This window comes from Neisseria sp. 27098_8_112 (assembly GCF_041433235.1).
Classification (GTDB): Bacteria; Pseudomonadota; Gammaproteobacteria; order Burkholderiales; family Neisseriaceae; genus Neisseria.
The window spans coordinates 85,784-111,573 of the sequence record NZ_JAPWBB010000008.1 but is presented as its reverse complement, the minus strand read 5'-3'; the positions used below and the strand labels follow the sequence as shown (position 1 = coordinate 111,573).

Here is a 25,790-nt window from a genome sequence, read left to right as displayed (position 1 = left end):
TCGAAAATGATGTTGATTAAAGTGTTTCTATTTGAATTACAAATCATTGTATTCGCAAATCCAAACGGTAAGACCTAGAAAAAAGCCGTCTGAAATTTCAGACGGCCTTTTTATTTCGATCAAAAATCTGATTTACAAAACGGATTTAACAGTGGCAACCACATTGTCTACGGTAAAGCCGAATTCTTTGAACAGCAAGTCAGCAGGTGCAGACTCGCCGAAGCGGTTGATACCGACCACGGCGCCGTTCAAACCGACGTATTTATACCAACCGTCAGCATGTCCGGCTTCTACGGCTACGCGTGGCAAACCTTCCGGCAGAACAGCGGCTTTATAGGCGGCATCTTGGCGGTCGAATACATTGGTAGAAGGCATGGAAACAACGCGCACGGCAATACCTTGTTCTGCCAATACTTTTTGCGCTTCCAGAGCCAATTCAACTTCAGAACCGGTTGCGATTACAACAGCTTGTGCATTGCCTTTAGCTTCGCTGATTACATAAGCACCACGTTTAATGTCGTTCAGCTGTTGCTCATCACGCACTTGGAATTTCAGGTTTTGACGGCTGAAAATCAAGCTGGACGGATGATCGGCCGCTTTAACGGCTTCAGACCACGCTACCAAAGATTCAACAGTATCGCATGGACGCCATACATCCATATTCGGAATCAGGCGCAGAGTGGCAGTTTGCTCGATAGGTTGGTGGGTAGGACCGTCTTCGCCCAAACCAATGGAATCGTGAGTGAACACAAATACAGGGTTGATTTTCATTAGCGAAGCCATACGCAAAGCATTACGCTCGTATTCGCTGAACATCAGGAAAGTCGCGCCGAATGGTTTCACACCGCCATGCAGGGTAAGGCCGTTCATGATTGCGCCCATGCCGAACTCGCGCACACCGTAGTGAATATAGTTGCCGCCGTGTTCGCGGGTAACGGAAACGCTGTTTGACCAGTCAGTCAGGTTGGACGGGGTCAAGTCGGCAGAACCGCCCACCAATTCAGGCAGCTCTTTTGCCAAGATTTCAATGCTGTTTTGACTGGCTTTACGGGTGGCGATGGTTTCCGCTTTGGCACACACTTCTTTCAATGCGGCTTGAACGTAAGCGTCAAAGTTTTCAGGCAGTTTTTTATCCATACGGCGTACAAATTCTGCAGCTTCTGCAGGATATTTGGCTTGATATTGAGCGAAGAGTTCGTTCCATTCGGCCTCAAGTTTCGCGCCTTTTTCTTTTGCATCCCATGCTGCATAGATTTCTTGAGGGATTTCAAACGCAGGATAAGCCCAACCCAAATGTTTACGCGTGGCTTCGATCTCGTCCGCACCCAAAGGCGCACCGTGGGTTTTATGGCTACCTTCTTTGTTGGCACTGCCTTTGCCGATTAAGGTTTTGCAGCAAATCAGGGAAGGTTTGCCGGTTTCGGCTTTGGCCGCTTCAATGGCCGTCTGAATGGCATCAGTATCATGACCGTTTACATTTGGAATCACGTGCCAGCCGTAGCTTTCAAAGCGTTGCGGAATATTTTCGGTAAACCAACCGTCCACTTTACCATCGATGGAAATATTGTTGTCATCATATAAAACAATCAGTTTGCCCAAGCCCAAAGTACCGGCAAGCGAGCAGGCTTCATGCGATACGCCTTCCATCATACAACCGTCGCCCATGAAGACGTAGGTGTGGTGGTCAACGATGTTTAAACCGTCTTTATTAAATTCGGCAGCCAAGATTTTTTCAGCCAAAGCCATGCCCACTGCGTTGGCAATACCTTGTCCCAACGGGCCGGTCGTGGTTTCCACGCCATCGGTGTAACCGTATTCGGGATGGCCGGGAGTTTTGCTGTGCAGTTGGCGGAAGTTTTTCAGATCATTAATGGAAACGTTGTAGCCGGTCAGGTGCAACAGGCTGTAAAGAATCATGGAAGCATGACCATTGGAGAGGACAAAACGGTCGCGGTTGTAGAATTTCGGGTTGGCAGGATTATGATTGAGGAACTTCGTCCACAATACTTCCGCCATTTCCGCCATACCCATAGGCGCCCCCGGGTGGCCGGAGTTGGCTTTTTGTACGGCATCGACTGAGAGGAAACGGATTGCGTTTGCCAGTTGAGACATGGTTTGACCTTCCTTGGACAAGATTGGAAATATGAAAAAGTGTGCCGATTATCGCCTGAATCAGCCGTGCTTTCAAGAATAGCCTTTGATATTTGCATTGTCAGACGACATGATTTCCAATAGGCCGTCTGAAACGAACAGGATAGATGATATTAACTGTTATTTCGTTTTGAAACAGTATGTTGTAAATTTTTTATCAGATAAATAGGAAATCACTATAAGCATAAACCTGCGCTTATTCCGTAAGTCTTTGAATACTGCTCTTTTCAGACGGCCTTGTATGAGGCAGGAGTACCGCAACTATTGTTAAGGGCAAGCCCCGCTTTTGCTTTGCATAGAGTCAAATGTTATGATTTTATATGCACGCCCAAGGCCGTCTGAAAAGACTCACATCAAACTACTACCATGACAAAAGGCTTGTGTGCACTTCGATTAAGGAACACTGATTATGTCACCCGAAAACCAAGCTGAAAACACTCCCTCCTCAGCAGACAAACCTGCCAAAACCGCTCCTCCTAAAACATTCAATCCAAGAGCCAGCGTTATCCAGATCCACCCTGAAGGCGAACGCATTCATCCGAAAAAAGCAGAAGGCCGGTTTGCCAAATTGCGTATTGCCGCCGTACTGGCCACGCAATTTGTGTTTTACGTAATTCCATGGTTTAACTGGAGTAACCGTCAGGCAGTTTTATTCAATATCCCTGACCGTCATTTTTTCATTTTCGGCCTGTCACTGGGTATGGGCGACTTGATTTACCTTGCCTTGCTGCTGATGATTTGTGCTTTCGGACTGTTTTGGTGGACAACCATTGCCGGTCGTTTGTGGTGTGGCTACTCTTGCCCTCAAACGGTTTACACCGAAATCATGCTTTGGATCGACAACTTGGTTGAAGGCGACCGCAACAAACGTTTAAAACTGGAAAAATCGCCTTGGAACTTTACTAAAATCCGCATTAAGTCCACCAAATATCTACTGATTTTCCTTGTCTGTGCGTGGACAGGTATCACTTTTGCAGGCTGGTTTGTCCCTATCCGCCAGTTTGTTCCCGATTTATTCACCGGAGCAGCAGGCGGTGGCGCAATGTTTGCCGCAGCGTTTTACGGATTCATGACCTTCTTTTTTGCCCACATCATGCGCGAAAAAGTGTGTCTGCATATGTGCCCGTATGCACGCTTCCAAAGTGCGATGTTTGACAAAGACACGCTGATTATTTCCTACGATACGGAACGCGGCGAACCTCGCGGTGCACGCAAAAAAACCGCCAACAAAGAAGACAGCGGCTTAGGCGACTGCATCAACTGCACCATGTGCGTACAAGTCTGCCCCGTCGGCATCGACATCCGCGACGGCCTGCAATACCAATGTATCGGTTGTGCAGCCTGTGTCGACGCTTGTGACGAAATCATGGACAAAATGGGTTATCCGCGCGGCCTGATCCGTTACACCACTGAAGGCGCAATGGAGCATGAATACCCTGAAAGCGACATCAAAAAACGCCTGAAACGCCCTCGCGTTGCAGGTTATGGTGCAGTATTGTTTGTGGTTATTATTGCTTTCTTAACCGGCATTTCTACCCGTAAAATGATCGAAGTGGATATTCTGAAAGACCGTGGCGTGATGGTGCGTGAAAACAGCCAAGGCTGGTTGGAAAATGCCTACAACCTGCGCATCATTAATAAGAGTGAACATGAACAGACCATTACTGCAACAGTCAAAGGTTTTGATGATATCGCCTTGACCGGCTTGCCAGAAAACGGTATTAAAATTGCGCCACGCGAAACCGTGACCATTCCGGTTCAAGTATCCACCCTCCCTGAGTACGCCGAAAAAGGCAGCCAGCCGATTGAATTTACCTTCACATATCGTGAAACCGATGCTGCTGATGCCGAACCGACTGTCTTGAATGAAAAAGCAACCTTTATTGGAGAATAACAACGGTGTCCAAACCCAATCCCATTAAGCCTTGGTATAAACACATTTGGCCTTGGGTGCTGATGGCAGGTCCCATCTTTGTCGTTATCGCCAGCGTGTCTATGTTCTTCGTCGCAAAAGAACATACGACAGACTTGGTTTCCGACGATTACTATAAAGACGGCAAACACATCGAAATCCAGCTTCACCGCGACGAAGAAGCCGTTAAACGGCAGATTCAGGTGCAGGTTTTAATCAGTCCGGACATGAATGCAGCCAAAGTATTCGTCAGTGGACAATTCGATCCCAAACAGCCATTAAACTTACTGCTGATGCACCCGACACGCAAAGCTGACGACCAAACCGTCAAGCTGCGCGCCGTAACGTCCGAGCCACAAAACGGCCGCATGGAATACGAAGCCGTCTTTAAACCTTTACGCCCAACCAATCATTGGTACTTACGCGTTGAAGATGCCTCAGGCGTATGGCGTGTTGAAAACAAATGGATAGTCAGCCAAGGCAACGCAGTCAATCTGACGCCTATGGACAAATTGTTCAACAACGGCAAACAAGCCGCTTCAGAAGAACAATAAATCCCATGTTCAGGCCGTCTGAAACTTTCAGACGGCCTGAAAATCTCTATATCCTATATTCCTCTTTAAAATATGATTTTTTCCAATTGGCGCAGACTAACCGAAAATGAAATCCGTATGGTAAAACAGGTTTTTGCCGACGGCATAGACTTCAACCGCATTAAAATATATCGTGGCATCCCCTTCCTGCCCAACCACAATACCGCTATTGCCCCCAATGGAAATATATATTTCCCGCGCAAACACTGCCCTGATGATTTCACTCAAGCCGGCATCGCCTACAAAATCTGGCTGATTCATGAACTGACGCATGTCTGGCAACACCAACGCGGTCACAAAGTTTGGTTGTCCGGTTTATTCATTATGCTCAAAGGCGGATATAGGAAACGCAAAGCTTACGCCTATCCCATGCCTTTGCCTCACTTCAACCAACTCAATATCGAGCAGCAAGCCGACCTCATTGCCCACTATTTTGCAGCCACTTACCTACCCAAAAATATTTATACCCCTCAACAACCCATTTTTCAGACGGCCTTAACAGACTTCCTTCACAACCCGCATAACAAAGCCCTATGCCCACGTTACTTGTCGGCAAAAAAACAACACTCAAAAAAGCCCAGCGAGCAAATAAGCTATAATGGACAATCCGACACATCGTCCAAAAGGTCCCAAACCATGCCTTGGAACATACCTATTTTACTTACCTGGATGCGCGTCCTATTAATCCCCGTGTTCACCATCCTATTCTATTTACCAAACACATGGATTCAACCACAAACCGTCAACTGGACAGCCGCCATCATCTTTGCACTTGCAGCTGTTACAGACTGGTTTGACGGCTTTTTGGCACGCCGCTGGAAACAAACCTCCGACTTTGGCGCATTCCTGGACCCCGTTGCCGACAAACTCATGGTTGCCGTTGCCCTACTCCTGCTCGTCAGCCTTGGCAGAACATACGCCATCTTCGCCATGATTATTATCGGCCGAGAAATCACCATTTCCGCCCTGCGCGAATGGATGGCACAAATGGGCAAACGCGGCAGCGTCGCCGTAGCCACTATCGGCAAATTCAAAACCACTGCCCAAATGATCGCCATCTTTCTTTTGCTTATCGGTACGGACAAATATAACGACCCTTTCTATCTCATTGGTAACATATTGATGTTTATAGCATCTGTATTGACCATCTGGTCCATGTGCTACTACCTGAAAATGGCGTGGAAAGAATTCAAATAAAATTTTTAAAAAAATAAAAACAAAACACTTGACGCACACGATTAAATCCATAATAATTGCGTCTTCTTCGATATACGAAGCAACAAACTATCAGAGCGGGAATAGCTCAGTTGGTAGAGCGCAACCTTGCCAAGGTTGAGGTCGCGAGTTCGAGACTCGTTTCCCGCTCCATACTGATTACTTGTTGATTGTTCTTTTTCAATATGCGGGAATAGCTCAGTTGGTAGAGCGCAACCTTGCCAAGGTTGAGGTCGCGAGTTCGAGACTCGTTTCCCGCTCCAGTTTAATTTCAGATGCACTCAAATGCGGGAATAGCTCAGTTGGTAGAGCGCAACCTTGCCAAGGTTGAGGTCGCGAGTTCGAGACTCGTTTCCCGCTCCATTAAATCATGCATCCGAATACGCGGGAATAGCTCAGTTGGTAGAGCGCAACCTTGCCAAGGTTGAGGTCGCGAGTTCGAGACTCGTTTCCCGCTCCAGTTTCATACTACAACACTCAAACGTAGTTTTGGCGAGATAGCAAAGTGGTTATGCAGCGGATTGCAAATCCGTCTACGCCGGTTCGATTCCGACTCTCGCCTCCATCCATTTCATGGCGGGGTGGCAGAGTGTTTATGCTATAAGGGGTGCAACCCTTATACAGGCCGGTTCAAATCCGCGCCCCCGCCTCCAATCTCTCAATTTACTGTCTACGCCCGGGTGGTGAAATAGGTAGACACAACGGACTTAAAATCCGTCGGCCCTAAACCGGCCGTGCCGGTTCGATTCCGGCTCCGGGCACCATTTACCGCTTTTAAGCGGTTATTTTTTTGTCTAGTACCCACGCCTAATAATAGTAAAGATAGCCCATTAACAGCTTTGTAGTTATAAATAACCACTATTCTATCTAGGACAAGAGATTCATCTAAACCACTAAATTATTCTTATTTTATTCATTTTAGATTGATTGTATTACCGTAATCGATACCAATTAAAAATAAACCCCTCTAATTAATCATGAATAATATAATAAATTCAATACGTTATATTATTTTTTATAAAAAATAGACAAATCTCATGTCTATCTCCTTCCCAAACTCAAATCATCATATCGTATGATTTCTATAAAAAATTATATGCTAGTTTAAAACCCTTAAAGGGTTATAAAATAACACCGTTTTAAATATTTATTACATATCTACAAAATGTCTCGTCTACTTGCCTACAAAAAAATTCTATGCAATTCTTTTTCATTATGGCTTTGCACTGTTCTAATTCTTTTTATTGAACGGTGTTTAATGTCACACTATTATCTATCAGATGATATCCGTAGTCGTTATTCCGAGGATATTATCCAGCTTATGCTCAAAGGGTTATTATTTGATATCAAAGCTGCTTCTGTATTAACGGCATTACCATTTTTACTAGGATTATTCAGCTTATTAAATTCAAAAACTGTTGTAGCATATGGACGGATTCAAGCTCTATTGTCTACAGTATTGTTATCTATCGTTTCTGCTCTGGCTATAGGGAATTGGTTTTATTATGGAGTCTACGAACGCCAATTCGATGTTTTTATTTTTGGTCTTGCAGAAGAAGATACTGTAGCCGTACTCAAAACTATTTGGTCCGATTTCCCAATTATTTGGGGATTAATTGCTTTAGCCATAGCAGTAACCCTTTTTTGGAAATGTTTTTCCCAAATTAACAGATACTCTTTTTCTGCTACTACTACAAGCAAAGCAACTTGGGTTGCTATCATAATGATACCTATCTTAATCTTAAGTATTGGTATACGCGGTTCATTTGGTAAATTCCCTTTACGACAAACCTCCATGCAAATTTCAACCTTACCGCAAATAAATAAATTAGTTCCCAATGCACTAATTTCTTTAAATTGGGCTTTTGCAGAACATCGAAACAGTAATAATTTTATCGAAGTTACCGATTCAGATGGTATTGAACTGATGAATCGTCTACAAAATCAAAAAGCTGATGCCAACTTAAATCGCTTATTTACACAAACTAATAAAAATTTGATTGTTGAACAACATAAGCCCAACGTTGTATTTGCTGTTATGGAAAGTATGAGTACACACTTGCTTTCTCTAAATACGCCTGAACGAGATCTATTAGGTGAATTAGATGAACATTGGAAAGAAGATTGGGTTTATTCACGTTTTATCTCTGAGGGCGATGGTACTAGCGACTCACTACACCGTTTTTTTATTCGTAGCCCACGCCTTAACCTTAGCCAATCTGCCGCTAAAAATAAAATTTTTCCTGGAAACATGTTTAAACCATATCTTGATGCAGGATATCGTATTGTGTATATCACTGCTGGCAATGGGGGGTGGCGTGATTTTGATAGTTTTCTACGTCATTTGGGCGTACATGAAATCATTGATGAAAATGCGATCAAAGCACGCTACCCCGAAGCCCAATCCAGCACATGGGGAGTACCTGATGAATTTATGTTCCGATATGCAGAAGGCGAGTTGAAACAAGCAAGAAAAAATAATACTCCCGTATTCATCATGATGCTATCAGTAACTAATCACCCCCCCTATCAATTACCTAAACCTAACCAAGCTAAAGATTTTCATCTCACTGAGCAAGAAAAACAGCGACTTTCCAGTCTAGCAACAGGAAAAGAATTGAATGAGATTTTTAACACATTCCGATATAGCAACGACCAACTTGGACGCTTCATTAGTCATACAAAGTCTATTGCACCGGATACTATTATTGTTGCAACTGGAGACCATAATATGCGCGCAATCAGTTATCCTTCATCTAATGAAATTGCCCTTGGCCACAGTGTACCATTCTATCTTTATGTTCCGCCTACTTATCGCTCTAATGCAGAATATCATCCTGAGCGGGCAGGCTCACATAAAGACATTTTGCCAACGTTATATAATCTTAGCCTATCAGAAACACCTTATTATCAAACCGGTTGTAATTTGACTGCCTCTACATCTGATTCTTCATGGTGTGGCTATGGTTATAATCCTGAAGTTTTAATCACCGAACATGGTTTTTATAATTTAAGCAATCAGGAATTCCATCGTTGGAACAATCAGGGACTACAGACGGCAGAAGCTGAAATCAGCCAACCACCTGCTGAAGATATACCTTTTATTGAACGAGGTAGTGTTTACACTCAATTTTTAGATTGGCAAATTAACCGTATTGCAACTACTCATCACTAGATCGTTATACTATCTTAGTAAAATAAAACCGACTTACCCAAACAGGTAAGTCGGTTTTATTCTCAGACAACATTACTGTACTATTTATTAAACCAAGTTCTCCAGCATCCATTTAACGTAACGGCTGACGCCTTGTTTTACATCCAAGAATTCTTCTTTATACCCGGCTTCACGCAGCTTGGTAATATCCGCTTGAGTAAAGCTCTGATATTTGCCTTTGAGTGCATCTGGGAATGGTATATAACGGATAAGTTCTTCTTCAACCAACTCTTTCAAACTCATTTCAGGCTTGCCTTCGGCCGCATGGCAGGCGTTGACGGTGGCAGCGGCAAGATCGTTAAACTGTTGGCTACGACCTGTACCGAGATTGAAGATGCCTGAAAGCTCGGGATGATCGAAGAAGTAAAGGTTAACTTTAGCAACGTCTTCTACGCTGACAAAATCGCGTGTTTGCTCGCCGTTGCCGTAACCATCATTGGCACCGAATAGGTTGACATAACCATGCTCGCGGTATTGGTGGAAATGATGGAAGGCAACCGATGCCATACGGCCTTTGTGTTGTTCCTGTTGTCCGTAAACATTGAAGTAGCGGAAGCCGACAACTTGTGCGGTCAAACCTTCCTTCATGCGGCGGCGCAATACTTGGTCAAACAAGAATTTAGAGTAGCCATATACATTAAGCGGTTTTTCCAGTTCGCGCTCTTCGCGGAAGACTTCGCCCTTGCCATATACAGCAGCGCTAGAAGCATAAAGGAACGGAATACGTTCATCCTGACACCAGTCCAAGAGATCGAGCGTGTATTGGTAGTTGTTATCCATCATGTAAAGACCATCATGATTCATAGTATCGGAACATGCACCTTGATGGAAAACGGCTTCGATATCGTCGTAAGGCAGAAGATGGCCGCGCACTTGACGGATGAATTCGTGTTTATCGAGATAATGGGCAATTTCACACTCGGCAAGGTTTTTAAATTTTTCGCCTTTACTCAAATTGTCAACGGCAACAATGTCGGTAATACCACGTTGGTTAAGTGCTTTGACGATGTTGCTGCCGATAAAGCCGGCCGCGCCTGTTACGATAATGGTCATAATGAATTTCCTTTATTTTGATTTTTCAGACGGCCTTGAAGAAATCATGCCGTCTGAAAATAAAAACTTGTCTGTCTGGATTATTTTCCAACTCTATTTTCAGACGGCATTTAGATTTTAAGGCCGTCTAAAACAGCAATTATTGCTCTTCCAATGCCTTGGTCAATTCGGCAAACGAGCAAACCGCCGTACCAAGTTTCGCTACGACAACACCTGCCGCAGTATTGGCAAGGTGCATTGCTTCAGGCATGGTATAACCAGCGGCCAAACCCAAGCCCACTCCGGCAATAACGGTATCGCCCGCACCGGATACATCATAGACTTCTTGGGCCCGTGTAGGCTGATAAATCGGCTCGCCCTCATTGAACAGGGTCATACCCTCTTCGCTTCGGGTCAGCAAAATCGCGGTCAAATCAAGATGACGGCGCAGATTTTGGGCTTTTTCGATCAAATCGTTTTCATTTTTCCAACTACCCACCACTTCTCTCAATTCTGCACGGTTAGGCGTAATCAGCGTAGCGCCGGCATATTTTTCGTAATCATCGCCTTTCGGGTCGATTAAAACAGGTTTACCGGTCTGTTTCGCCCAATCAATCATATCGGAAATATGCGACAGGCCGCCCTTACCGTAATCTGAAAAAATAATGGCATCATATTCGGGCAACACTTCGCGATATTGATGCTTGATTTGTTCCAATACCTCACGATGCGGCGGCTCTTCAAAATCAAGTCGGATAAGCTGCTGGTTGCGGGCAACAACGCGCAATTTGACAGTAGTCGCAATTTGCTTGTCACGCATAAGATAGGAAGAAACGCCGTCTTGCGCCATCAACGCATCCAACGCATCTGCAGCTTCATCATCACCGGTCACGGACAACAGCCCTACTTTACCGCCCAGCGATGCGATATTGCGCGCAACGTTCGCCGCTCCACCTGCCCGCTGGTCGATACGGGAAATTTTCGCCACCGGTACGGGGGCTTCAGGAGAAATACGGGATACATCGCCAAACCAATAGCGATCGAGCATCACATCGCCGACAACAAGGACTTTAGCTTGTGCAAAACGTGATTTGAGGGTTTCTTGTTGGAACTTGGTTACCATACTGGCTCCATTAAAATCTTTGCGTAAGGCTTGTTATCAGATTTATTGATCTAACAGCCTAAAAATATCTTGAGGCTCATATACCTGCATATGGTTTTTCGAGTACGACGCCTGTTCATAAGATGACAACAACGCTGCTTTCAGCATGGCTTGCGCCAATTTTTCAACAGCAAGCGGACGTTGGCTTTTCATCAGGCCGATACGGTCGAATCCATGCAAAATCCGTTCGGCTATTTTCTCACCCAATCGATCGCTATTCGGACGAATCAATAAGGGCGGGCGGAAAATAATAAGGTGCGGAAAATTCAAAGCAATAATTGCTTGTTCCAATTCGCCCTTCATCCGTTGATAAAACAGGCGCGAAGCAGAATTTGCACCGGAAGCGGAAATCAAAACCAAAGCATTGACGCCGTTCTGCCTAGCCGCTTTAGCAAATTCAAGATTTACCTCATAATCGATTGCCCATTGCGCTTCTTTACTGCCAGCCGCTTTCAGGGTTGTTCCCAAGCAGGCAAACAATACATCTCCCTGTACTTCATCGCGCCAATCATCAGGCTTAGAAAAATCAATCTGATGGCTATTTAGCTTTTGGTGGGTAAATTCAGGATGTCTGCGACCAAAACAGTCGATAGACTCAATCTCTGAACTGGCTGCAAGCAGAGGCAGCAAGGCTTTTCCTGTTGCGCCTGTCGCACCAATCACAATCGCCTTCATACTTCAGACGGCCTTAAGCATTCACCACCCGATTAACTTCACGCAATACGGCTACCGGATCGGTAGCTTTGGTTACCGGACGGCCCATTACCAAATAGGTTGAACCAGCGGCCAATGCTTCGGCCGGTGTCATAATACGGCGTTGGTCGTCATTATTGCCGGCAACATCCAAGCGGATACCCGGTGTGACCAAGACAAAATCCTGTCCCAATTCGCGGCGCAATGGTACGGCTTCTTGAGCGGAACATACTACGCCGTCCAAGCCCGAACTTTGCGCCAGTTTCGCCAAGCGGATGACTTGTTCTTCAGGGGCGATGTTCAAACCGATTTCTGCCAAGTCGCTTTGTTCCATGCTGGTCAACACGGTTACGCCGATCAAAAGCGGCTTGGTTTGATATCCGGCAACGGCTTCTGCTGCAGCTTCCATCATACGGCGGCCACCGGAGGCGTGCATATCGACCATCCAAACGCCCATATCGGCGGCAACTTTACAGGCCTGAGCGACTGTATGGGGAATATCGTGGTATTTCAAATCGAGGAAAAGTTTGAAACCTTGATTGATTAAGCTTTCTGCCAAATTGCGGCCGGTTGCGGTAAACAGCTCTTTGCCGATTTTGATTTGACACAATGTCGGGTCAAGATTACGGACAAATCCAAGCGTATCTTTTTCGTTGGCAAAATCAAGGGCGACGATAACGGGAGTACGTTGTTGCTGAGTTTGGAAGTCGGAGATCAAGGGATTCATAAGATGCCTGCGAGTAAACGGTTATAGCTTCGATTTTAACAGCTTTTGTACACAAAAGGCCGTCTGAAAATATTTTTTCAGACGGCCTCATCACAACACACCTTAATTATTCTTATATAAATCTAAAATTTTTACAGAAAATTCATCATCACTGAAAAAAAAGGCTGGTGGAACTTCCAATACTTCAGCAATTTTCTGCAAAGTATTTAAATCAGGCTGATGATTTCCTTTCTCATAGCGATTAATACGCGTACTCGCCACAAACTCATCTAATCCTATCGCCAGTCCCAGCTTCTCCTGCGTCAAATTTTTTGCTTTTCTCGCTTCCTTAAATCGCTTTATAAAAACTTCTTGTAAATTCATAACTTCTATCCTAAAAATCAAAGTTACGAATTTCGTATATTTTTCTTGATTATTTACTACGAATAACGTAGTATTGCAGACTATCAATTAAAACAACTGGGATAACTATCATGCTTACATTTCTTCTATGCCTCGCCGTACTTCCATTTGCAATAGGTGGCTTACTTTTCTTATTAAAACTAATAATAGTGGCCATTATCGCTATTAACTCAAATAACAGAGATTATTAACCTTTATATAACAGCAAAAGGCCGTCTGAAAATATTTTTTCAGACGGCCTCATGATTTTACTTTGGCAAAACTCATTTGCCCAAACCTTTCAATACTTCGGCTTTCACGGCTTCTACTGCTTGGGTGCCGTCAACTTTGATGTATTTCGGCGCGTGTTCGCCTTCCAGTTTGCTGTAGAAATCAACCAAAACTTCGGTTTGCTCGTGGTAAACGGCAAGGCGTTTTTTCACTGTTTCTTCTTTATCGTCGTCGCGTTGAATCAAATCTTCGCCGGTTACGTCGTCTTTGCCTTCGACTTTAGGCGGATTGTAGGTAACGTGGTAAGTACGGCCGGAAGCCAAATGCACACGGCGGCCGCTCATGCGGTCGACAATCACGCTGTCAGGTACATCGATTTCAACCACGGCATCCAAATCCACACCAGCTTCAACCATGGCTTCGGCTTGTGCCAATGTACGTGGGAAACCGTCAAACAGGAAACCGTTTTTGCAGTCGTCTTGGGCGATGCGTTCTTTCACCATGCCGATGATGATGTCGTCGCGCACCAAACCGCCTTCATCAATAATTTTTTTTGCTTCCAAACCCAGCGGAGTGCCTGCTTTGATGGCAGCGCGGAGCATGTCGCCGGTAGAGATTTGAGGAATGCCGAATGCGGCGGTGATGAATTGAGCCTGTGTGCCTTTGCCGGCGCCTGGTGCGCCCAACAATAATACTTTCATGATGAGTCCTTTTGGTTGACGGATTTAATGTTCAGATAATTTTACACGCCTTGCGTTTATCGTTCAAAACTTCAGACGGCCTCTTTCGTGCCGAAATGCTTCCATGCATCGTCGCGCATTTCGATAAACCATGAGTCTTCAGGGAATCGCTCTATCGCGTCTTTCAAAGTGGAAAGCAAGTTTTGCGATAAGGCTTTCGCCAAATATTCTTCCTCATTGGCTTCGGCCGCTTTGTCAGGCTGTTGCGCTAAACCGAGGGCACGTGTCCGATGGCCGTGTGCCAGATAGTTGAGCGCAATCACTTTTTGTGCCCAAAGCTGGGGAATATCGGGGCTTTCCTGCAACAACACCGATAAAATCGATACGGCGACCGCCAACCGTCCGCCGGTCATGCGCAAATCTAAAGACTGGTTGGGCGGCAAGGTGCTGAGCATTTCTGCCATGCGAAACCAAAATTCGCCGCTGGCCTCGTCGGGCGCGGCCACTTTCAACATTTCGTAGTTGAACTCTTGATCGTCGTCTTTGACCAGCAAAGCGACATCGGCAAGCAGTTTTTGTTCGTCACGGTTCAAATGGCGTAAATCATTCATGTTTTTTTCCCTTCAGACGGCCTCGAACACAGCCCTTACCCTGTCCAAATCTTCCTGCGTATCCACGCCGGCGGCTGGCGCTTCTTGGGCAATTTCAACGGCAATCGGATAACCGTGCCACAGGACGCGCAATTGTTCCAGCGATTCGATGGTTTCCAAAGGAGAAACTTCCATTTCGGAATAGCGTTGCAGGAAACCTGCACGATAGGCATAAATGCCGATGTGGCGCAAAACAGCTGTTTCTGAAGGTAATTCGCGTTTTTCGGCGCGCATGGCGTCGCGCGGATAAGGAATCGGGGCGCGGCTGAAATAGATGGCGTTGCGGTTTTTGTCGAGGACGGCTTTGACAACGTTAGGATTCATAAACTCGTCAAAATCGTGCAATTCGTGAGCGGCCGTCGCCATTTGCACATTGTTTTCAACCAAAACTTCGGCTGTACGGTTGATGAGTTCGGGATCGATTAAAGGTTCGTCGCCTTGTACGTTCACGACAATCAGATGTTGCGGCAGTTTCAGCGTATTGGCCGCTTCGGCAAGGCGTGTTGTACCGCTTTCGTGTTGATTGGAAGTCATGACCACTTCGACGCCATGCGCCTGACAGGCCGTCTGAATATCGGGATGATCGGTGGCAACAACAACACGCGCAGCCTCGCTTTTTGCCGCCTGTTCGGCGACGCGTACAACCATCGGTTTACCGTGAATATCGGCCAAAGCCTTTCCCGGCAGACGTGAAGAATCCAACCGCGCCGGAATCAATACGACAAATTCGGTCATGCTTTCAGTTCCTCTTCGCTTAACGGGCGTGCTTCGTTTTCCAACATATAGGGAATGCCGTCTTTAATCGGATAAGCCAGCTTCGCCTGACGGCTCCACAATTCCTGTTTGTCTTGATGGTATTCGAGTTTGCCTTTGGTCACAGGACAAACGAGGATGTCTAAGAATTTTTTTTCCATGGGGTTACTTTCGGGTTTGATGGTTTTAGCGAAACTCGCTTCGCTCGTTTTCAGACGGCCTCAAGCGGCATTATTTTTTCCGTGCCGTTTTCTTCGTTTGCTGTGTACAAGCTTGGTCAGGATTTTTGCCATTGCACATGATCTGACGGATTTCACGGGCTAAGTTTGCGTTTTGACTGGATTTTTCGTATTTTTCGGTGATGATACTCAATATTGGGGTCATTGTTGCTTCAAGATAGCGTGGAGTTTTAGCGAGTATTGATTGACCCACTGTCGTACCGTAAAAGTCAATCAATGCGTTGACTTCTTCCTGAGTATAAACCGTCTTTATGCCTTCCAAAGCCGCTTTATGCAACTGGGCACGCACTTGCGGTGTATTGATTTCAGCAATCAATTGAGTTGTATATTTTTTCAAGACTGCTTCCAACTGCGGACGTTTGTCTTCCGGCGCATCTTTCCAAAGATTCTGTACATTCGGATCAGAAAGCACAATACCTCCAACGCTTTGGAGAGACTGGTCTAACAGAGCATCCATCTTCTGCACCTCAAACAAACGCTCCAGCGACGCATCACTGGGCGGCGCGGCAAACGCATTGGCACACAATGCCAGCGCGGCGAAGGGTAATAATAAGGTTTTCAGCTTCATCTTTTTCTACCTTTCAACAAAAATAAATATTTTCAGATGGTCGGAAAATTATTTGGCACACTTCGGCAAATGTTGGTTGCCTTTGCATAAAATACCATGTGTTTGCTCCTCAAAAGCAGGCGTATATTTATTGCTTGCATTGAGGTAGTTTTGACTCATGGTTTTGTGGATAATCTCATCACTCAGCTTATCGAAATGCTTAATTTTCTCGAGCGCAGACTTACCGGCACCATGCCCAAATGCTTCAGCCATCTTTTCTATATCCGATTGGCTCAACATATCCTCAAGATTTCCACCATGCTGTTGTAAACTTCTTATCTTTTTCAAAATATTTTTTCCCTGAGCTGAAGAGAAAAAACGGTTGGTTACATTGACTTCTTCTTGTGTAAATACTTTCTGTACAGCACGCTTTTCTTCATCCAACCATTGTTTTTTCAACTCAGGGCGGCTCAAATCGTCTTGCATGTTTTTCATATAACGGCTGATGATCGCCTTCATCTGCGCTTTTTGAGCTTTGGGCGTCATCGTTAACAAGCGCTCATTGTCCTCTTTATTCACCATCTCCAAAGAACGTTGCACTTTCTCACTATAATTACTGCTTATCCCTTGAATCTCCAACCATTTCATTGCAGATTCATCACTTGGTTTAGCAGCTAAGCTTTGAGTAGATACAAATAAAGCTGCACAAGCGACCAACAAATATTTTAACTTCATGATTTACTCCTATCGCGTAGTTTGAAGATCATCTTTAAAACATCTGTGAAACATCTATAAGCATTTAGATTGAAACATTCGCGGATACAAACGCCGCCAAGTCCGGCTCAATTATCGCATAAACAGGCAAGACCCACACATGATTCAGGCCGTGGCCGTCTGAAAATTTGACCGCATCCTTTTCCGTGATAATCACCACATCTGCGTCCGGCAAATCCGCCGCCGTAATATCTGCATGATCAGGCAAGGCAACGGTTTGTTTTAAAGCAATATTCATGCTTTGCAACGTATTGAAAAAACGATCCGGCTTGGCAATACCGGCAACGGCGGCGACGGTTTGATTTCCCAAACCCGCCAAATCCAATTTTTCAGATGGCCTGTTCAAACGGTAAATCCGACCTGTTTCAATATGGCTGGCAAACATATTTTCAGACGGCCTAAACGCCGCATCTGCTTTTCCGCCGCTGACGACGACCGCATCAACGGAAGTCAACCGAGGCAAAGGTTCGCGCAAGCTGCCGTTGGGTAGTAAATCCAAATCCGTCCGCCCCGTATCCGCCGCCGGGAATACGGCAATTTCCATATCGCGCTGCAAGGCATAATGTTGCAAGCCGTCGTCGGCCACAATCAATTCAAGCTCCGGATGCGCCGCAAGCAATGCCCTGCCTGCTTCTGCACGGCTGCTGCCTACCGCTGTCGGCGCACCGGTTTGGCGAAACAGCAATAAAGGCTCGTCGCCTGCATCTTCCGCACGGCTCGCGGCATTCAATACATGAACCGCCTTACTCTTGCGCCCGTAACCTCGGCTGATGATGCCGACCTTAACGCCCTTTTCCTGCAAACCCGACACCAGCGCGGCAACAATCGGCGTTTTCCCTGTTCCGCCTGCATGGATATTGCCGACCACCACCACAGGCACAGGCAATTTTTCGCTTTTCAGACGGCCTGAAACAAAATCATCGCGCCGTTTCGCCGCAATTTTGGCAAACAGCTTGGATAATGGTTTGAGCAGGAAAGACAAAAACGGATTGGGAGATTGCCAATGGCGTTCGATAATCTGGTGGAGTTTGGGCATACGCACGGCTTTTGAAGCAAAAATCAAACGATAATATAACACAAGCCTGCCTAGACAAGGCCGTCTAAACATGCGGCTTTGATAATATTAAAACAAAGGGCACAAGTTTCATAAAAACGAATACAACGAATCGCTCTAAAACCCTTATAATTCAGCTTTCCCAAATTTTTTCTGTTTCGCAATGTCCGAACTCTTCGCGCCCTCCTCCATTTCCGTATCCGAACTCAATGCCCTCGCCAAAGCCTTGCTGGAAGACCATCTTGCCGGCTTGTGGATTGCGGGCGAAGTATCCAATCTGACCCGTGCCGCCAGCGGGCATTATTATTTCTCGCTCAAAGACAGCCGCGCGCAGGTGCGTTGCGCGATGTTCAAGGGTGCGGCGGCGCGTTTGGCGAAACCTTTGAAAGAAGGCGACCATATCGAAGTGGCGGGCAAAATCAGTATTTACGAGGCGCGGGGTGAATTTCAGATTACCGTGAACGAGGTGCGGCTCAAAGGCTTGGGGCAGCTTTATGAAGCCTACGAGCGGCTGAAGGCGCAGTTGCAGGCGGAAGGCGCATTTGCGGCGGAGCGCAAGAAACCTTTGCCTGCCCGACCGCAATGTATCGGCATCGTCACCAGTCTGGCGGCGGCGGCTTTGCGCGATGTCGTTACCACCTTGAAACGCCGCGCGCCAGAAATTCCCGTTATCGTCTATCCGACCGCCGTTCAGGGCGCGGGCAGCGAATTTCAGATTGCCCAAGCGATTAAAACCGCATCGCAACGCGCCGAATGCGATGTGTTGATTGTCTGTCGTGGCGGCGGCAGCATTGAAGACTTGTGGGCGTTTAACGAAGAACCGGTCGTGCGCGCCATCGAAGTCTGCCCAATTCCGGTCGTCAGCGGCGTGGGACACGAAACCGATTTCACGCTCGCCGATTTCGTCGCCGACGTGCGTGCGCCCACGCCGACCGGCGCGGCGGAACTGGTCAGTCCCAACCGCCAAGAATCGTTACACCGCCTCGCCCAAACCAAAGGTCGTCTGAAAACCGTTTTGGAACAACGCTATTTCGATGCCAGCCAAAAGCTCGACTGGCTCGCGCGGCAAATCCGCCACCCGCGCCAAAAACTCGGCGAACAGCACACCTACATCCACAAACTGGCGCAAACCCTGTCCTACTTAATGACGCAAAACGTCCGCGCCCACACCGCCCGTTTCGAACGCCAAACCCAAGCCCTGAAACATTGCCGTCCTGATGTTTCCGTTTACAAACACAATATCGACCGTTTTCAGACGGCCCTGTCGCATTCCTTCCGCCTGCTGCTTACCCACCGCCGTCAAAGCCTGACCGCCCAAGCCGCATTGCTCGAGGCCGTATCGCCGCAGCATATTCTGGAGCGTGGTTTCTCCGTCGTCAAAAACACCCGCGGACAAGTCATCCGCAATGCCGATACGTTGAAACAAGGGCAAAAACTGCACATCACTTTTGCCGACGGCGAAACCGACGTACGCGTGACCAAAGAGCAGGCGCAGGGCGAGTTGTTTGACTGATGGAATAAAGGCAGTCTGAAACTTTATGCGATTGAAGTGAAACTATGTCTGCCTTTTAAAAATCCTTAACCTGCCAATGCGGTATAATGCCTCATCTGCACACGCAGCATACTACGGAAACATTATGGACAACTCACAAAATACAGAAAATCCAATTCCTCCACGCAACTCCATCCGCAAAAACAGCATTTACCTGCTGCCTAATTCCTTTACCATCGCCGCGCTGTTTTGCGCGTTCTTCGCCATTACCCAGTCCATGCACGGACGTTATGAAACAGCGGCGATTGCAGTCTTCCTTTCCATGCTGCTCGACGGCATGGACGGACGCGTAGCGCGGCTGACCAACAGCCAGAGCGCGTTCGGCGAACAGCTCGACAGCCTTGCCGATATGGTCAGCTTCGGCGTAGCGCCTGCCCTGATTGCCTACAAATGGCAACTTTGGCAGTTTGGCAAAATCGGTTATTCCGTCGCCTTTATCTACTGCGCCTGCGCCGCCCTGCGTTTGGCACTGTTCAACACACTTATCGGCAAAGTCGATAAACGTTGGTTTATCGGCGTTCCAAGCCCGACCGCCGCTGCGTTGATTGTCGGCCTGATTTGGGTCAACCACAGCGTTGAACGCTTCCCCAACGTGCATTGGTGGGCATTGGGTATCACCCTGTTTGCCGGCATTTCCATGATTGTGCAGATTCCGTTTTGGAGCTTCAAAGAAATCAATATCCGCCGCCAAGTGCCGTTTATGGGCATGGTATTGGCCGTATTGATTTTGCTTTTGATTAATTGGGAACCTTCGCTCGTCCTCTTCTTGTTTTTCTTCGGTTACAGCCTGTCCGGTTATGTGATGGCAGTCATCCGTTGGTTTAAAAAACGCCACAAAACTCACAAACACGATAAGGCCGTCTGAAATGTGGTCTTGGGACATCATCCTTGCCCTGTTCGCCGTCGGCAGCGCGGCGGGCTTTATTGCCGGACTATTCGGCGTAGGCGGCGGTACGTTGATTGTTCCCGTTGTCTTATGGGCATTGCAACTGCAAGGCATAGGCAGCCACCCCTATGCCCAGCATCTTGCCATCGGCACTTCCTTTGCCGTCATGGTATTTACCACCTTCTCCAGTATGTACGCCCAACATAAAAAGCACGCCATCGATTGGGCGACCGTCCGCCGAATGACGCCGGGCATGATACTCGGCGTACTCCTCGGCGCGGTAACGGCAAAATATATGCCGACGCTGGCTTTGCAGGTTTTCTTTATTGCATTTCTTGCCTTTATCGCACTCAAAACCCTACGCGATTCCAAACCCAAACCTTCACGCACCCTGCCTGCCCTCCCCGGCCTGACAGCCATGGGCACGCTTTTTGGTGCGGCTTCAAGCTGGGTCGGTATCGGCGGTGGTTCTTTATCCGTTCCATTCCTACTGTATTGCAACTTTCCGGCGCACCGCGCCATCGGCACATCTTCAGGTCTGGCATGGCCGATTGCGATTGCCGGCACCATCGGCTATTTTGCCAACGGTTTGCATATTGCCAACCTGCCTGAAGGCGCGGCAGGCTTTATCTATCTTCCGGCCGTGTTCATATTGAGCGTTGCCACCATCCTCTTTGCTCCGCTCGGCGTAAAAACGGCGCACAAGCTGCCCGCCCGAAAACTCAAAATCGCCTTCGGCATCATGTTGCTGATGATTGCCGCCAAGATGGCTTGGAATTTGATACATTAAATCTTTCTTATGAAAAGGCCGTCTGAAAATCTTTCAGACGGCCTTTTTGATTGCAAAACAACAAACTAGATAAAACCTTTTTACCTTACCCGATTTGCCCCATTGCAAATACAGCCAAGCGCCATATCGCCCATCCTGCCACCAACAGTCCGGCAAACAAACGAACCATGCGTTTTTGCAGAAAGGTTTTCAACTGCGCTGCAAATATACCCATCGCGAGCAGGTTCGGCAACGTACCCAATGCAAACGCCAGCATATACAGCCCGCCGTGCAAGGCATTGCCGCTGCCCAAAGCATACAAAGACGCGCTGTACACCAAACCGCAAGGCAGCCAGCCCCAAAGCACGCCCACGCCGAAACAGGCAGGCACTGATTTAATCGGCAGCAATTTGTTTAACAAAGGATTCAGGCGTTTCCATATCGGTTTGCCGATGCCTTCGATTTTGGTTGCGGCAGTCGAAATACCGGCAAGATACAGACCGAGCAAAAGCAGCAAAACATTGGCGGCAATATACAAACCGTTTTGAACCGCGCGCGTATCGTCCAAGGAAATGCCGACCTGCCCGACCAAACCGACCAACAGACCGATGACGACATAGCTGCTGATGCGCCCCAAGTTCAACAATACAATCAGCCCAATTCGGTTTAAATGTGGCGGCAGCTGCAAAGCAAATGCGCTGCTCAATCCGCCGCACATACCGACGCAATGCGTTCCGCCAAAAAAGCCGAGCAGAAAAAGAGTAAGAAATGTGATTTCTTGATTCATGGTTTTTAATGATTCAAACGAATGGATGAGGCCGTCTGAAACTTTTCAGACGGCCCTGAGAATGCAGGATAAGCTTTTCCGCCCACCCTCTTCACGCTTTAGAAAAGCAATTAACTGCGTGCGCGTACGTCAAATGCCTGACGTAAACCTTCGCCGATCATGACCAGCAAAAGCAGCATTACCGTCAGCGTAGCAACGGCAGACAGACCGATCCACCATGCGTCCAAGTTGTCCTTGCCTTGTGCCAGCAACTCGCCCAAGCTCGCCTGTGAGGCAGGTACGCCCAAGCCCAAGAAGTCCAAACTGGTCAGGGCGAGTACCGCACCGGAAATACGGAAAGGCAGGAAAGCCAATACCGGCGTCAAGCTGTTGGGCAGGATATGGCGCCACATGATTTCACGGTTGCTCACGCCCATCGCGCGCGCCGCCAAAACGTAATCGGTCTGACGGTTTTTCAAAAACTCGGCGCGAACATAGTCGGACAAGCCCATCCAGCCGAAAAGCGACAGCAACACCAGCAAAATCAGCAGTCCCGGATTAAAGAACGAAGACAGGATAATCAAGAGGTACAGCTCCGGCATACCGCCCCAAACCTCGATAAAACGCTGCATCAGAAGGTCAGTTTTGCCGCCGAAATAACCCTGCACCGCGCCTGCAACCACGCCGATTACGGTAGTCACCACAGTCAACACCAAGGCAAACAGCAGTGAATCGCGGAAACCGTAAACCAAGCGTGCCAACAGGTCGCGGCCGCGGTCGTCCGTTCCCAAGATATGCCGTTCGGACGGTTTGGCCGGATCGGGTGCCGTATCAAAATCGTTTAAGGTATCGGCATCGTAAGGATTGGGCAGGTAAAGGGCAAAATTGCCGTCTGAAGTGATGTTATGGCGGATAAGCGGATCCAAATAATCCGCAGGCGTATCGAAATCGCCGCCAAATGCGGTTTCGTTGTATTCGTTTACCAAGGGGAAGAAATACTCGCCCTGATAGCGTATCCACAAAGGTTTGTCGTTGCTCCACAAAGGCGCAAGCAAAGTGACGACAAACAAAACGGCCAAAATCCGCAAAGCCAACCAACCGCGCTTATGCTGCTTAAAGGCTTGCCAAGTAGGGTTTGAAATAGATTTTTTCTTTTTCATGGTTCGAAACATTCTTTAATAATGGGTTGAAGATATTTTCAGACGGCCTTATTTCTGTCCGCCAAAGTGAATACGCGGATCGACCCATGAATAAGAAATATCCGACACTAATTTAGCCAACAACCCCATCAGCGTGAACACATACAGCGTACCCATTACGACAGGATAATCGCGTTTCATCACGGCCTCGTAAGACAACAAACCCAAACCATCCAGCGAGAACAGTGTTTCAATCAACAGGCTGCCGGTAAAGAATGCGCCGATAAATGCGGCCGGGAAACCGGTAATCAAAGGAATCATGGCGTTGCGGAAAATATGTTTCCACAAAATCTGCTTCTCAGGCAAGCCCTTGGCTCGCGCGGTATAAACATATTGACGGCGGATTTCTTCAAGGAACACATTTTTTGTCAATACGGTCATTACCGCCAAATTGCCTGCCACCGAAGCGGTAATCGGCAAGGCCATATGCCACAAATAATCTTTGACTTTACCTGCCCAAGAGAGCGTATCAAAATCATCGCCAACCAAGCCACCCTGCGGGAACCAGGCAAAAAAGCTACCGCCGCCAAACAACACCAGCAACACCAAACCCAATACAAACGGCGGTACGGTATAACCGACCAAAATGATCATACCCGTAACCGTATCAAACCGGCTGCCATCCCTGACCGCCTTAGCAATACCCAACGGAATACATATCAAATAAGTTAGGAAGAATGTCCACAAACCCAAACTCATCGATACCGGCATTTTCTCTTTCACCAACTCAAATACGGTTTGGTGGTGGAAAAAGCTCTCGCCCAAATCGAAACGGGCAAATTTCCATACCATATCGGCAAAACGCGTCAAAGGCGGCTTGTCGAAACCGTATAAAGCATTCAGCGCGGCCAAATCCTCCGCACTGATACGGTTGCCGTTTTTGGCCAAAGTTCCGGGCATACTGTGTCCCGCCGTTTCGCCGCCAACCGCGCCCTGCGTCAGCTGCTGAACCATCTGCTCCACCGGACCGCCGGGAACAAACTGAATCACGGCAAAAGTAATCGCCAAAATCCCCAACAACGTGGGAATCAAAAGGAGCATACGATGAAAGATATAACGCCACATGGTTAAGTGTTCCTCTATTTTTTTTGATTTAAAGGCCGTCTGAAACCGCTGACTTCAGACGGCATATGGTAACGGATTAATAAGCGTTTGGCCGATGATTTACTTCTCCAACGCCTCCTGTAATTTCTTCTCAATCAAATCCGCGTCAAACGATTTGGCAATCAATTCAAAGCGGGAATCACGGCGCCATGAAACTTGGTTTGCGCCCCATTGACCGTCCACCCAGTTCAGCCATACCCATGTACCGAGCACTTGGAACACGCCTTTGGCGCGGACGAGGCCGTCTGTAAATTTAGGCAGGTCGTTGAAGAAATCGGTCAGCTTTTCGCCGTCGAAATCACGTCCGGCAGGGAATGTGAAGCCTTGAGACTGGAAGCCCATGGTGTTGTCAGGCAGGGCTTTGAGGCGGTAGCGCGATTTTTCGACAACGGGAATATCAAGCCATTGGATGTCGAGTTGCGCATTTTGTACTTCAACCACTTTGGCTTTGGGCGGGAACAGCTTGGCCGCTTTATCATGAAACTCGGCCAGCTGCTCGGGTGTACACAAGTCGGTTTTGCTGGCAACCAATATGTCGCAAATGCCGATTTGGTCTTTATACAAGGCTTGTTGCGCGTAATCGGGATTAATGAATTGGCGCGGATCGACAACGGTAAAGACGGCACCGATTTCCAGCATACTGTCGAGCGGTTTGGCTTTCAATTCGTCGATAACGCTGGCGGCGTGCGCCAGGCCGCTGGCTTCAATCATCAAGCGGTCGGGTTGGGCGTCGCGCAGCATTTTTTGTACAGTCGTACCCATTTGCGCGCCGGCAGTACAGCACAAACAGCCGCCGGCAATTTCTGCCACGGGAATGCCGTTATCGCTCAAGACGGCGCCGTCAATGCCGATTTCGCCAAATTCGTTGACGATGATGACCCATTTTTCATTCGGGTCTTTTTGCGCCATCAGGCTTTTGAGTGCGGTGGTTTTGCCTGTTCCGAGGAAGCCTGAAATCAGGTGGACTTTGGTCTTTTTTACTTCTGACATTTTTTACAAATTCCTGTTAAAACAACATGTTCTTCTTTTAATGAGAAACCGATTTCAGCCACGCCTGCACGCAATGCCGTCCACTCTTGGCTCAAGGTCTGCTCATCTGCCGTACCGCATTCGGTACAAACCAAAATAAACGCGCTGTGGTGCGCTTCGGCTTCTTCGTGGTCGTGGCAATGGTCGTCGCACTCGTGCTGCGCGTGGCTGCACAGAATATAGCCGTTGACCGCCGCCACTTTGTGCAAAACGCCCTGTTCTGCCCAAAAATCAAGGGCGCGGTAGGCCGTCGGCGGCGCAACCATGCCCTCGCTTTGCTGCTGCATCTGCGACAGAACGTTGTAGGCTTTAATCACGCCGCTTTGTTTCAAAACAATATCAAGCACTTGCTCGCGCAATGCGGTTACCTGCACGCCATCTCGCTGCGCTTGTTCTAAGATTTTTTGTTTGATTGCGTTCATAACTGAAACAGCCTTTCAGACGGCCTTGTTAATAAAAAATTACATTATAACGTGT

The 25,790-nt window shown here is 47.5% G+C and carries 25 protein-coding genes and 7 tRNA genes; 14 read left to right on the top strand and 18 right to left on the bottom strand.

Annotated features, from left to right (window positions below; all coding sequences use genetic code 11):
- Positions 1-132: 132 nt before the first annotated feature.
- Positions 133-2,112 (bottom strand): transketolase, encoded by a 1,980-nt coding sequence (gene tkt / locus O3682_RS06935; protein WP_371509242.1) that lies wholly within the window; start codon positions 2,110-2,112, stop codon positions 133-135.
- 448 nt (positions 2,113-2,560) lie between these two features.
- Here tkt and ccoG point away from each other — a divergent pair, with 448 nt between their 5' ends.
- From ccoG to O3682_RS06880, 11 genes are all read left to right on the top strand, one after another.
- Positions 2,561-4,045: a cytochrome c oxidase accessory protein CcoG gene (gene ccoG, locus O3682_RS06930; protein ID WP_371509240.1), complete on the top strand. Its 1,485-nt coding sequence runs from the start codon at positions 2,561-2,563 to the stop codon at positions 4,043-4,045.
- A 5-nt stretch (positions 4,046-4,050) separates the two neighbouring features.
- Positions 4,051-4,617, top strand: a complete 567-nt coding sequence (locus O3682_RS06925) for a FixH family protein (RefSeq protein WP_371509239.1) — start codon at positions 4,051-4,053, stop codon at positions 4,615-4,617.
- 675 nt (positions 4,618-5,292) lie between these two features.
- Positions 5,293-5,853: a CDP-diacylglycerol--glycerol-3-phosphate 3-phosphatidyltransferase gene (pgsA, locus tag O3682_RS06920; RefSeq protein ID WP_036472256.1), complete on the top strand. Its 561-nt coding sequence runs from the start codon at positions 5,293-5,295 to the stop codon at positions 5,851-5,853.
- A 95-nt stretch (positions 5,854-5,948) separates the two neighbouring features.
- Positions 5,949-6,024 (top strand) — tRNA-Gly (locus O3682_RS06915).
- A 34-nt stretch (positions 6,025-6,058) separates the two neighbouring features.
- Positions 6,059-6,134: transfer RNA gene (locus tag O3682_RS06910), tRNA-Gly, on the top strand.
- A gap of 24 nt (positions 6,135-6,158) precedes the next feature.
- Positions 6,159-6,234, top strand: a tRNA-Gly gene (locus tag O3682_RS06905).
- A gap of 21 nt (positions 6,235-6,255) precedes the next feature.
- Positions 6,256-6,331: transfer RNA gene (locus O3682_RS06900), tRNA-Gly, on the top strand.
- Between the two features lie 31 nt (positions 6,332-6,362).
- A tRNA-Cys gene (locus tag O3682_RS06895) sits at positions 6,363-6,436 on the top strand.
- Between the two features lie 10 nt (positions 6,437-6,446).
- Positions 6,447-6,524: transfer RNA gene (locus O3682_RS06890), tRNA-Cys, on the top strand.
- Between the two features lie 21 nt (positions 6,525-6,545).
- Positions 6,546-6,635, top strand: a tRNA-Leu gene (locus tag O3682_RS06885).
- Between the two features lie 401 nt (positions 6,636-7,036).
- Positions 7,037-9,046, top strand: coding sequence for an LTA synthase family protein (locus O3682_RS06880; RefSeq protein WP_371509238.1), 2,010 nt, complete (start codon positions 7,037-7,039; stop codon positions 9,044-9,046).
- 87 nt (positions 9,047-9,133) lie between these two features.
- Here the strand turns inward: O3682_RS06880 and rfaD are convergent, their stop codons facing one another.
- From rfaD to lpxK, 12 genes are all read right to left on the bottom strand, one after another.
- Positions 9,134-10,138: an ADP-glyceromanno-heptose 6-epimerase gene (gene rfaD / locus O3682_RS06875; protein WP_371509236.1), complete on the bottom strand. Its 1,005-nt coding sequence runs from the start codon at positions 10,136-10,138 to the stop codon at positions 9,134-9,136.
- Between the two features lie 139 nt (positions 10,139-10,277).
- Positions 10,278-11,240, bottom strand: a complete 963-nt coding sequence (gene rfaE1 / locus O3682_RS06870) for a D-glycero-beta-D-manno-heptose-7-phosphate kinase (RefSeq protein ID WP_371509234.1) — start codon at positions 11,238-11,240, stop codon at positions 10,278-10,280.
- 42 nt (positions 11,241-11,282) lie between these two features.
- The gene (locus tag O3682_RS06865; RefSeq protein ID WP_371509232.1) at positions 11,283-11,954 is read right to left on the bottom strand and encodes an NAD(P)H-binding protein; all 672 of its coding nucleotides are present in this window, start codon (positions 11,952-11,954) and stop codon (positions 11,283-11,285) included.
- A 13-nt stretch (positions 11,955-11,967) separates the two neighbouring features.
- Positions 11,968-12,699 (bottom strand): orotidine-5'-phosphate decarboxylase, encoded by a 732-nt coding sequence (pyrF, locus tag O3682_RS06860; protein WP_371509230.1) that lies wholly within the window; start codon positions 12,697-12,699, stop codon positions 11,968-11,970.
- Positions 12,700-12,801: 102 nt separating this feature from the next.
- Positions 12,802-13,062 carry a helix-turn-helix domain-containing protein gene (locus O3682_RS06855; RefSeq protein WP_101755413.1) on the bottom strand — a complete coding sequence of 87 codons (261 nt, stop codon included), beginning with the start codon at positions 13,060-13,062 and terminating at the stop codon, positions 12,802-12,804.
- Between the two features lie 302 nt (positions 13,063-13,364).
- Positions 13,365-14,012 carry an adenylate kinase gene (gene adk / locus O3682_RS06850; RefSeq protein ID WP_003746105.1) on the bottom strand — a complete coding sequence of 216 codons (648 nt, stop codon included), beginning with the start codon at positions 14,010-14,012 and terminating at the stop codon, positions 13,365-13,367.
- A 71-nt stretch (positions 14,013-14,083) separates the two neighbouring features.
- Entirely contained in the window at positions 14,084-14,602 is a 519-nt protein-coding gene (locus O3682_RS06845; protein ID WP_371509228.1) for a 3-deoxy-manno-octulosonate cytidylyltransferase, read from the bottom strand.
- A gap of 12 nt (positions 14,603-14,614) precedes the next feature.
- The gene (kdsB, locus tag O3682_RS06840) at positions 14,615-15,376 is read right to left on the bottom strand and encodes a 3-deoxy-manno-octulosonate cytidylyltransferase (RefSeq protein WP_049333277.1); all 762 of its coding nucleotides are present in this window, start codon (positions 15,374-15,376) and stop codon (positions 14,615-14,617) included.
- Positions 15,373-15,555 (bottom strand): Trm112 family protein, encoded by a 183-nt coding sequence (locus O3682_RS06835; RefSeq protein WP_128582969.1) that lies wholly within the window; start codon positions 15,553-15,555, stop codon positions 15,373-15,375. Before O3682_RS06835 ends, kdsB begins: the two co-directional genes overlap by 4 nt.
- Positions 15,556-15,625: 70 nt before the next feature.
- On the bottom strand, positions 15,626-16,201 hold the full coding sequence (locus tag O3682_RS06830; protein ID WP_371509225.1) for a DUF2059 domain-containing protein: 576 nt from the start codon (positions 16,199-16,201) through the stop codon (positions 15,626-15,628).
- 48 nt (positions 16,202-16,249) lie between these two features.
- Positions 16,250-16,915, bottom strand: coding sequence for a DUF2059 domain-containing protein (locus O3682_RS06825; RefSeq protein WP_371509223.1), 666 nt, complete (start codon positions 16,913-16,915; stop codon positions 16,250-16,252).
- 64 nt (positions 16,916-16,979) lie between these two features.
- Positions 16,980-17,990, bottom strand: a complete 1,011-nt coding sequence (gene lpxK / locus O3682_RS06820) for a tetraacyldisaccharide 4'-kinase (RefSeq protein ID WP_371509221.1) — start codon at positions 17,988-17,990, stop codon at positions 16,980-16,982.
- A 181-nt stretch (positions 17,991-18,171) separates the two neighbouring features.
- Here lpxK and xseA point away from each other — a divergent pair, with 181 nt between their 5' ends.
- From xseA to O3682_RS06805, 3 genes are all read left to right on the top strand, one after another.
- The gene (gene xseA / locus O3682_RS06815) at positions 18,172-19,521 is read left to right on the top strand and encodes an exodeoxyribonuclease VII large subunit (protein WP_371509219.1); all 1,350 of its coding nucleotides are present in this window, start codon (positions 18,172-18,174) and stop codon (positions 19,519-19,521) included.
- Between the two features lie 124 nt (positions 19,522-19,645).
- Entirely contained in the window at positions 19,646-20,425 is a 780-nt protein-coding gene (gene pssA / locus O3682_RS06810; RefSeq protein WP_371509217.1) for a CDP-diacylglycerol--serine O-phosphatidyltransferase, read from the top strand.
- Position 20,426: 1 nt separating this feature from the next.
- Complete coding sequence (locus O3682_RS06805; RefSeq protein WP_371509215.1) at positions 20,427-21,236, top strand: sulfite exporter TauE/SafE family protein; 810 nt, start codon at positions 20,427-20,429, stop codon at positions 21,234-21,236.
- Positions 21,237-21,321: 85 nt separating this feature from the next.
- On the opposite strand, the gene O3682_RS06800 is transcribed toward O3682_RS06805, so the two are convergent.
- The 5 genes from O3682_RS06800 to O3682_RS06780 all read right to left on the bottom strand — a co-directional run bounded on the left by O3682_RS06800 (position 21,322) and on the right by O3682_RS06780 (position 25,735).
- A complete protein-coding gene (locus tag O3682_RS06800; RefSeq protein ID WP_371509213.1) occupies positions 21,322-22,002 on the bottom strand; it encodes a sulfite exporter TauE/SafE family protein in 681 nt (226 codons plus the stop codon).
- 110 nt (positions 22,003-22,112) lie between these two features.
- On the bottom strand, positions 22,113-23,153 hold the full coding sequence (locus tag O3682_RS06795) for an ABC transporter permease (protein WP_371509211.1): 1,041 nt from the start codon (positions 23,151-23,153) through the stop codon (positions 22,113-22,115).
- 36 nt (positions 23,154-23,189) lie between these two features.
- The gene (locus tag O3682_RS06790) at positions 23,190-24,245 is read right to left on the bottom strand and encodes an ABC transporter permease subunit (RefSeq protein WP_371509209.1); all 1,056 of its coding nucleotides are present in this window, start codon (positions 24,243-24,245) and stop codon (positions 23,190-23,192) included.
- A gap of 99 nt (positions 24,246-24,344) precedes the next feature.
- Positions 24,345-25,274: a CobW family GTP-binding protein gene (locus tag O3682_RS06785; RefSeq protein WP_371509206.1), complete on the bottom strand. Its 930-nt coding sequence runs from the start codon at positions 25,272-25,274 to the stop codon at positions 24,345-24,347.
- Positions 25,262-25,735 carry a transcriptional repressor gene (locus O3682_RS06780; RefSeq protein WP_371509204.1) on the bottom strand — a complete coding sequence of 158 codons (474 nt, stop codon included), beginning with the start codon at positions 25,733-25,735 and terminating at the stop codon, positions 25,262-25,264. The genes O3682_RS06785 and O3682_RS06780 overlap by 13 nt, the downstream gene beginning before the upstream one ends.
- Positions 25,736-25,790 lie beyond the last annotated feature (55 nt).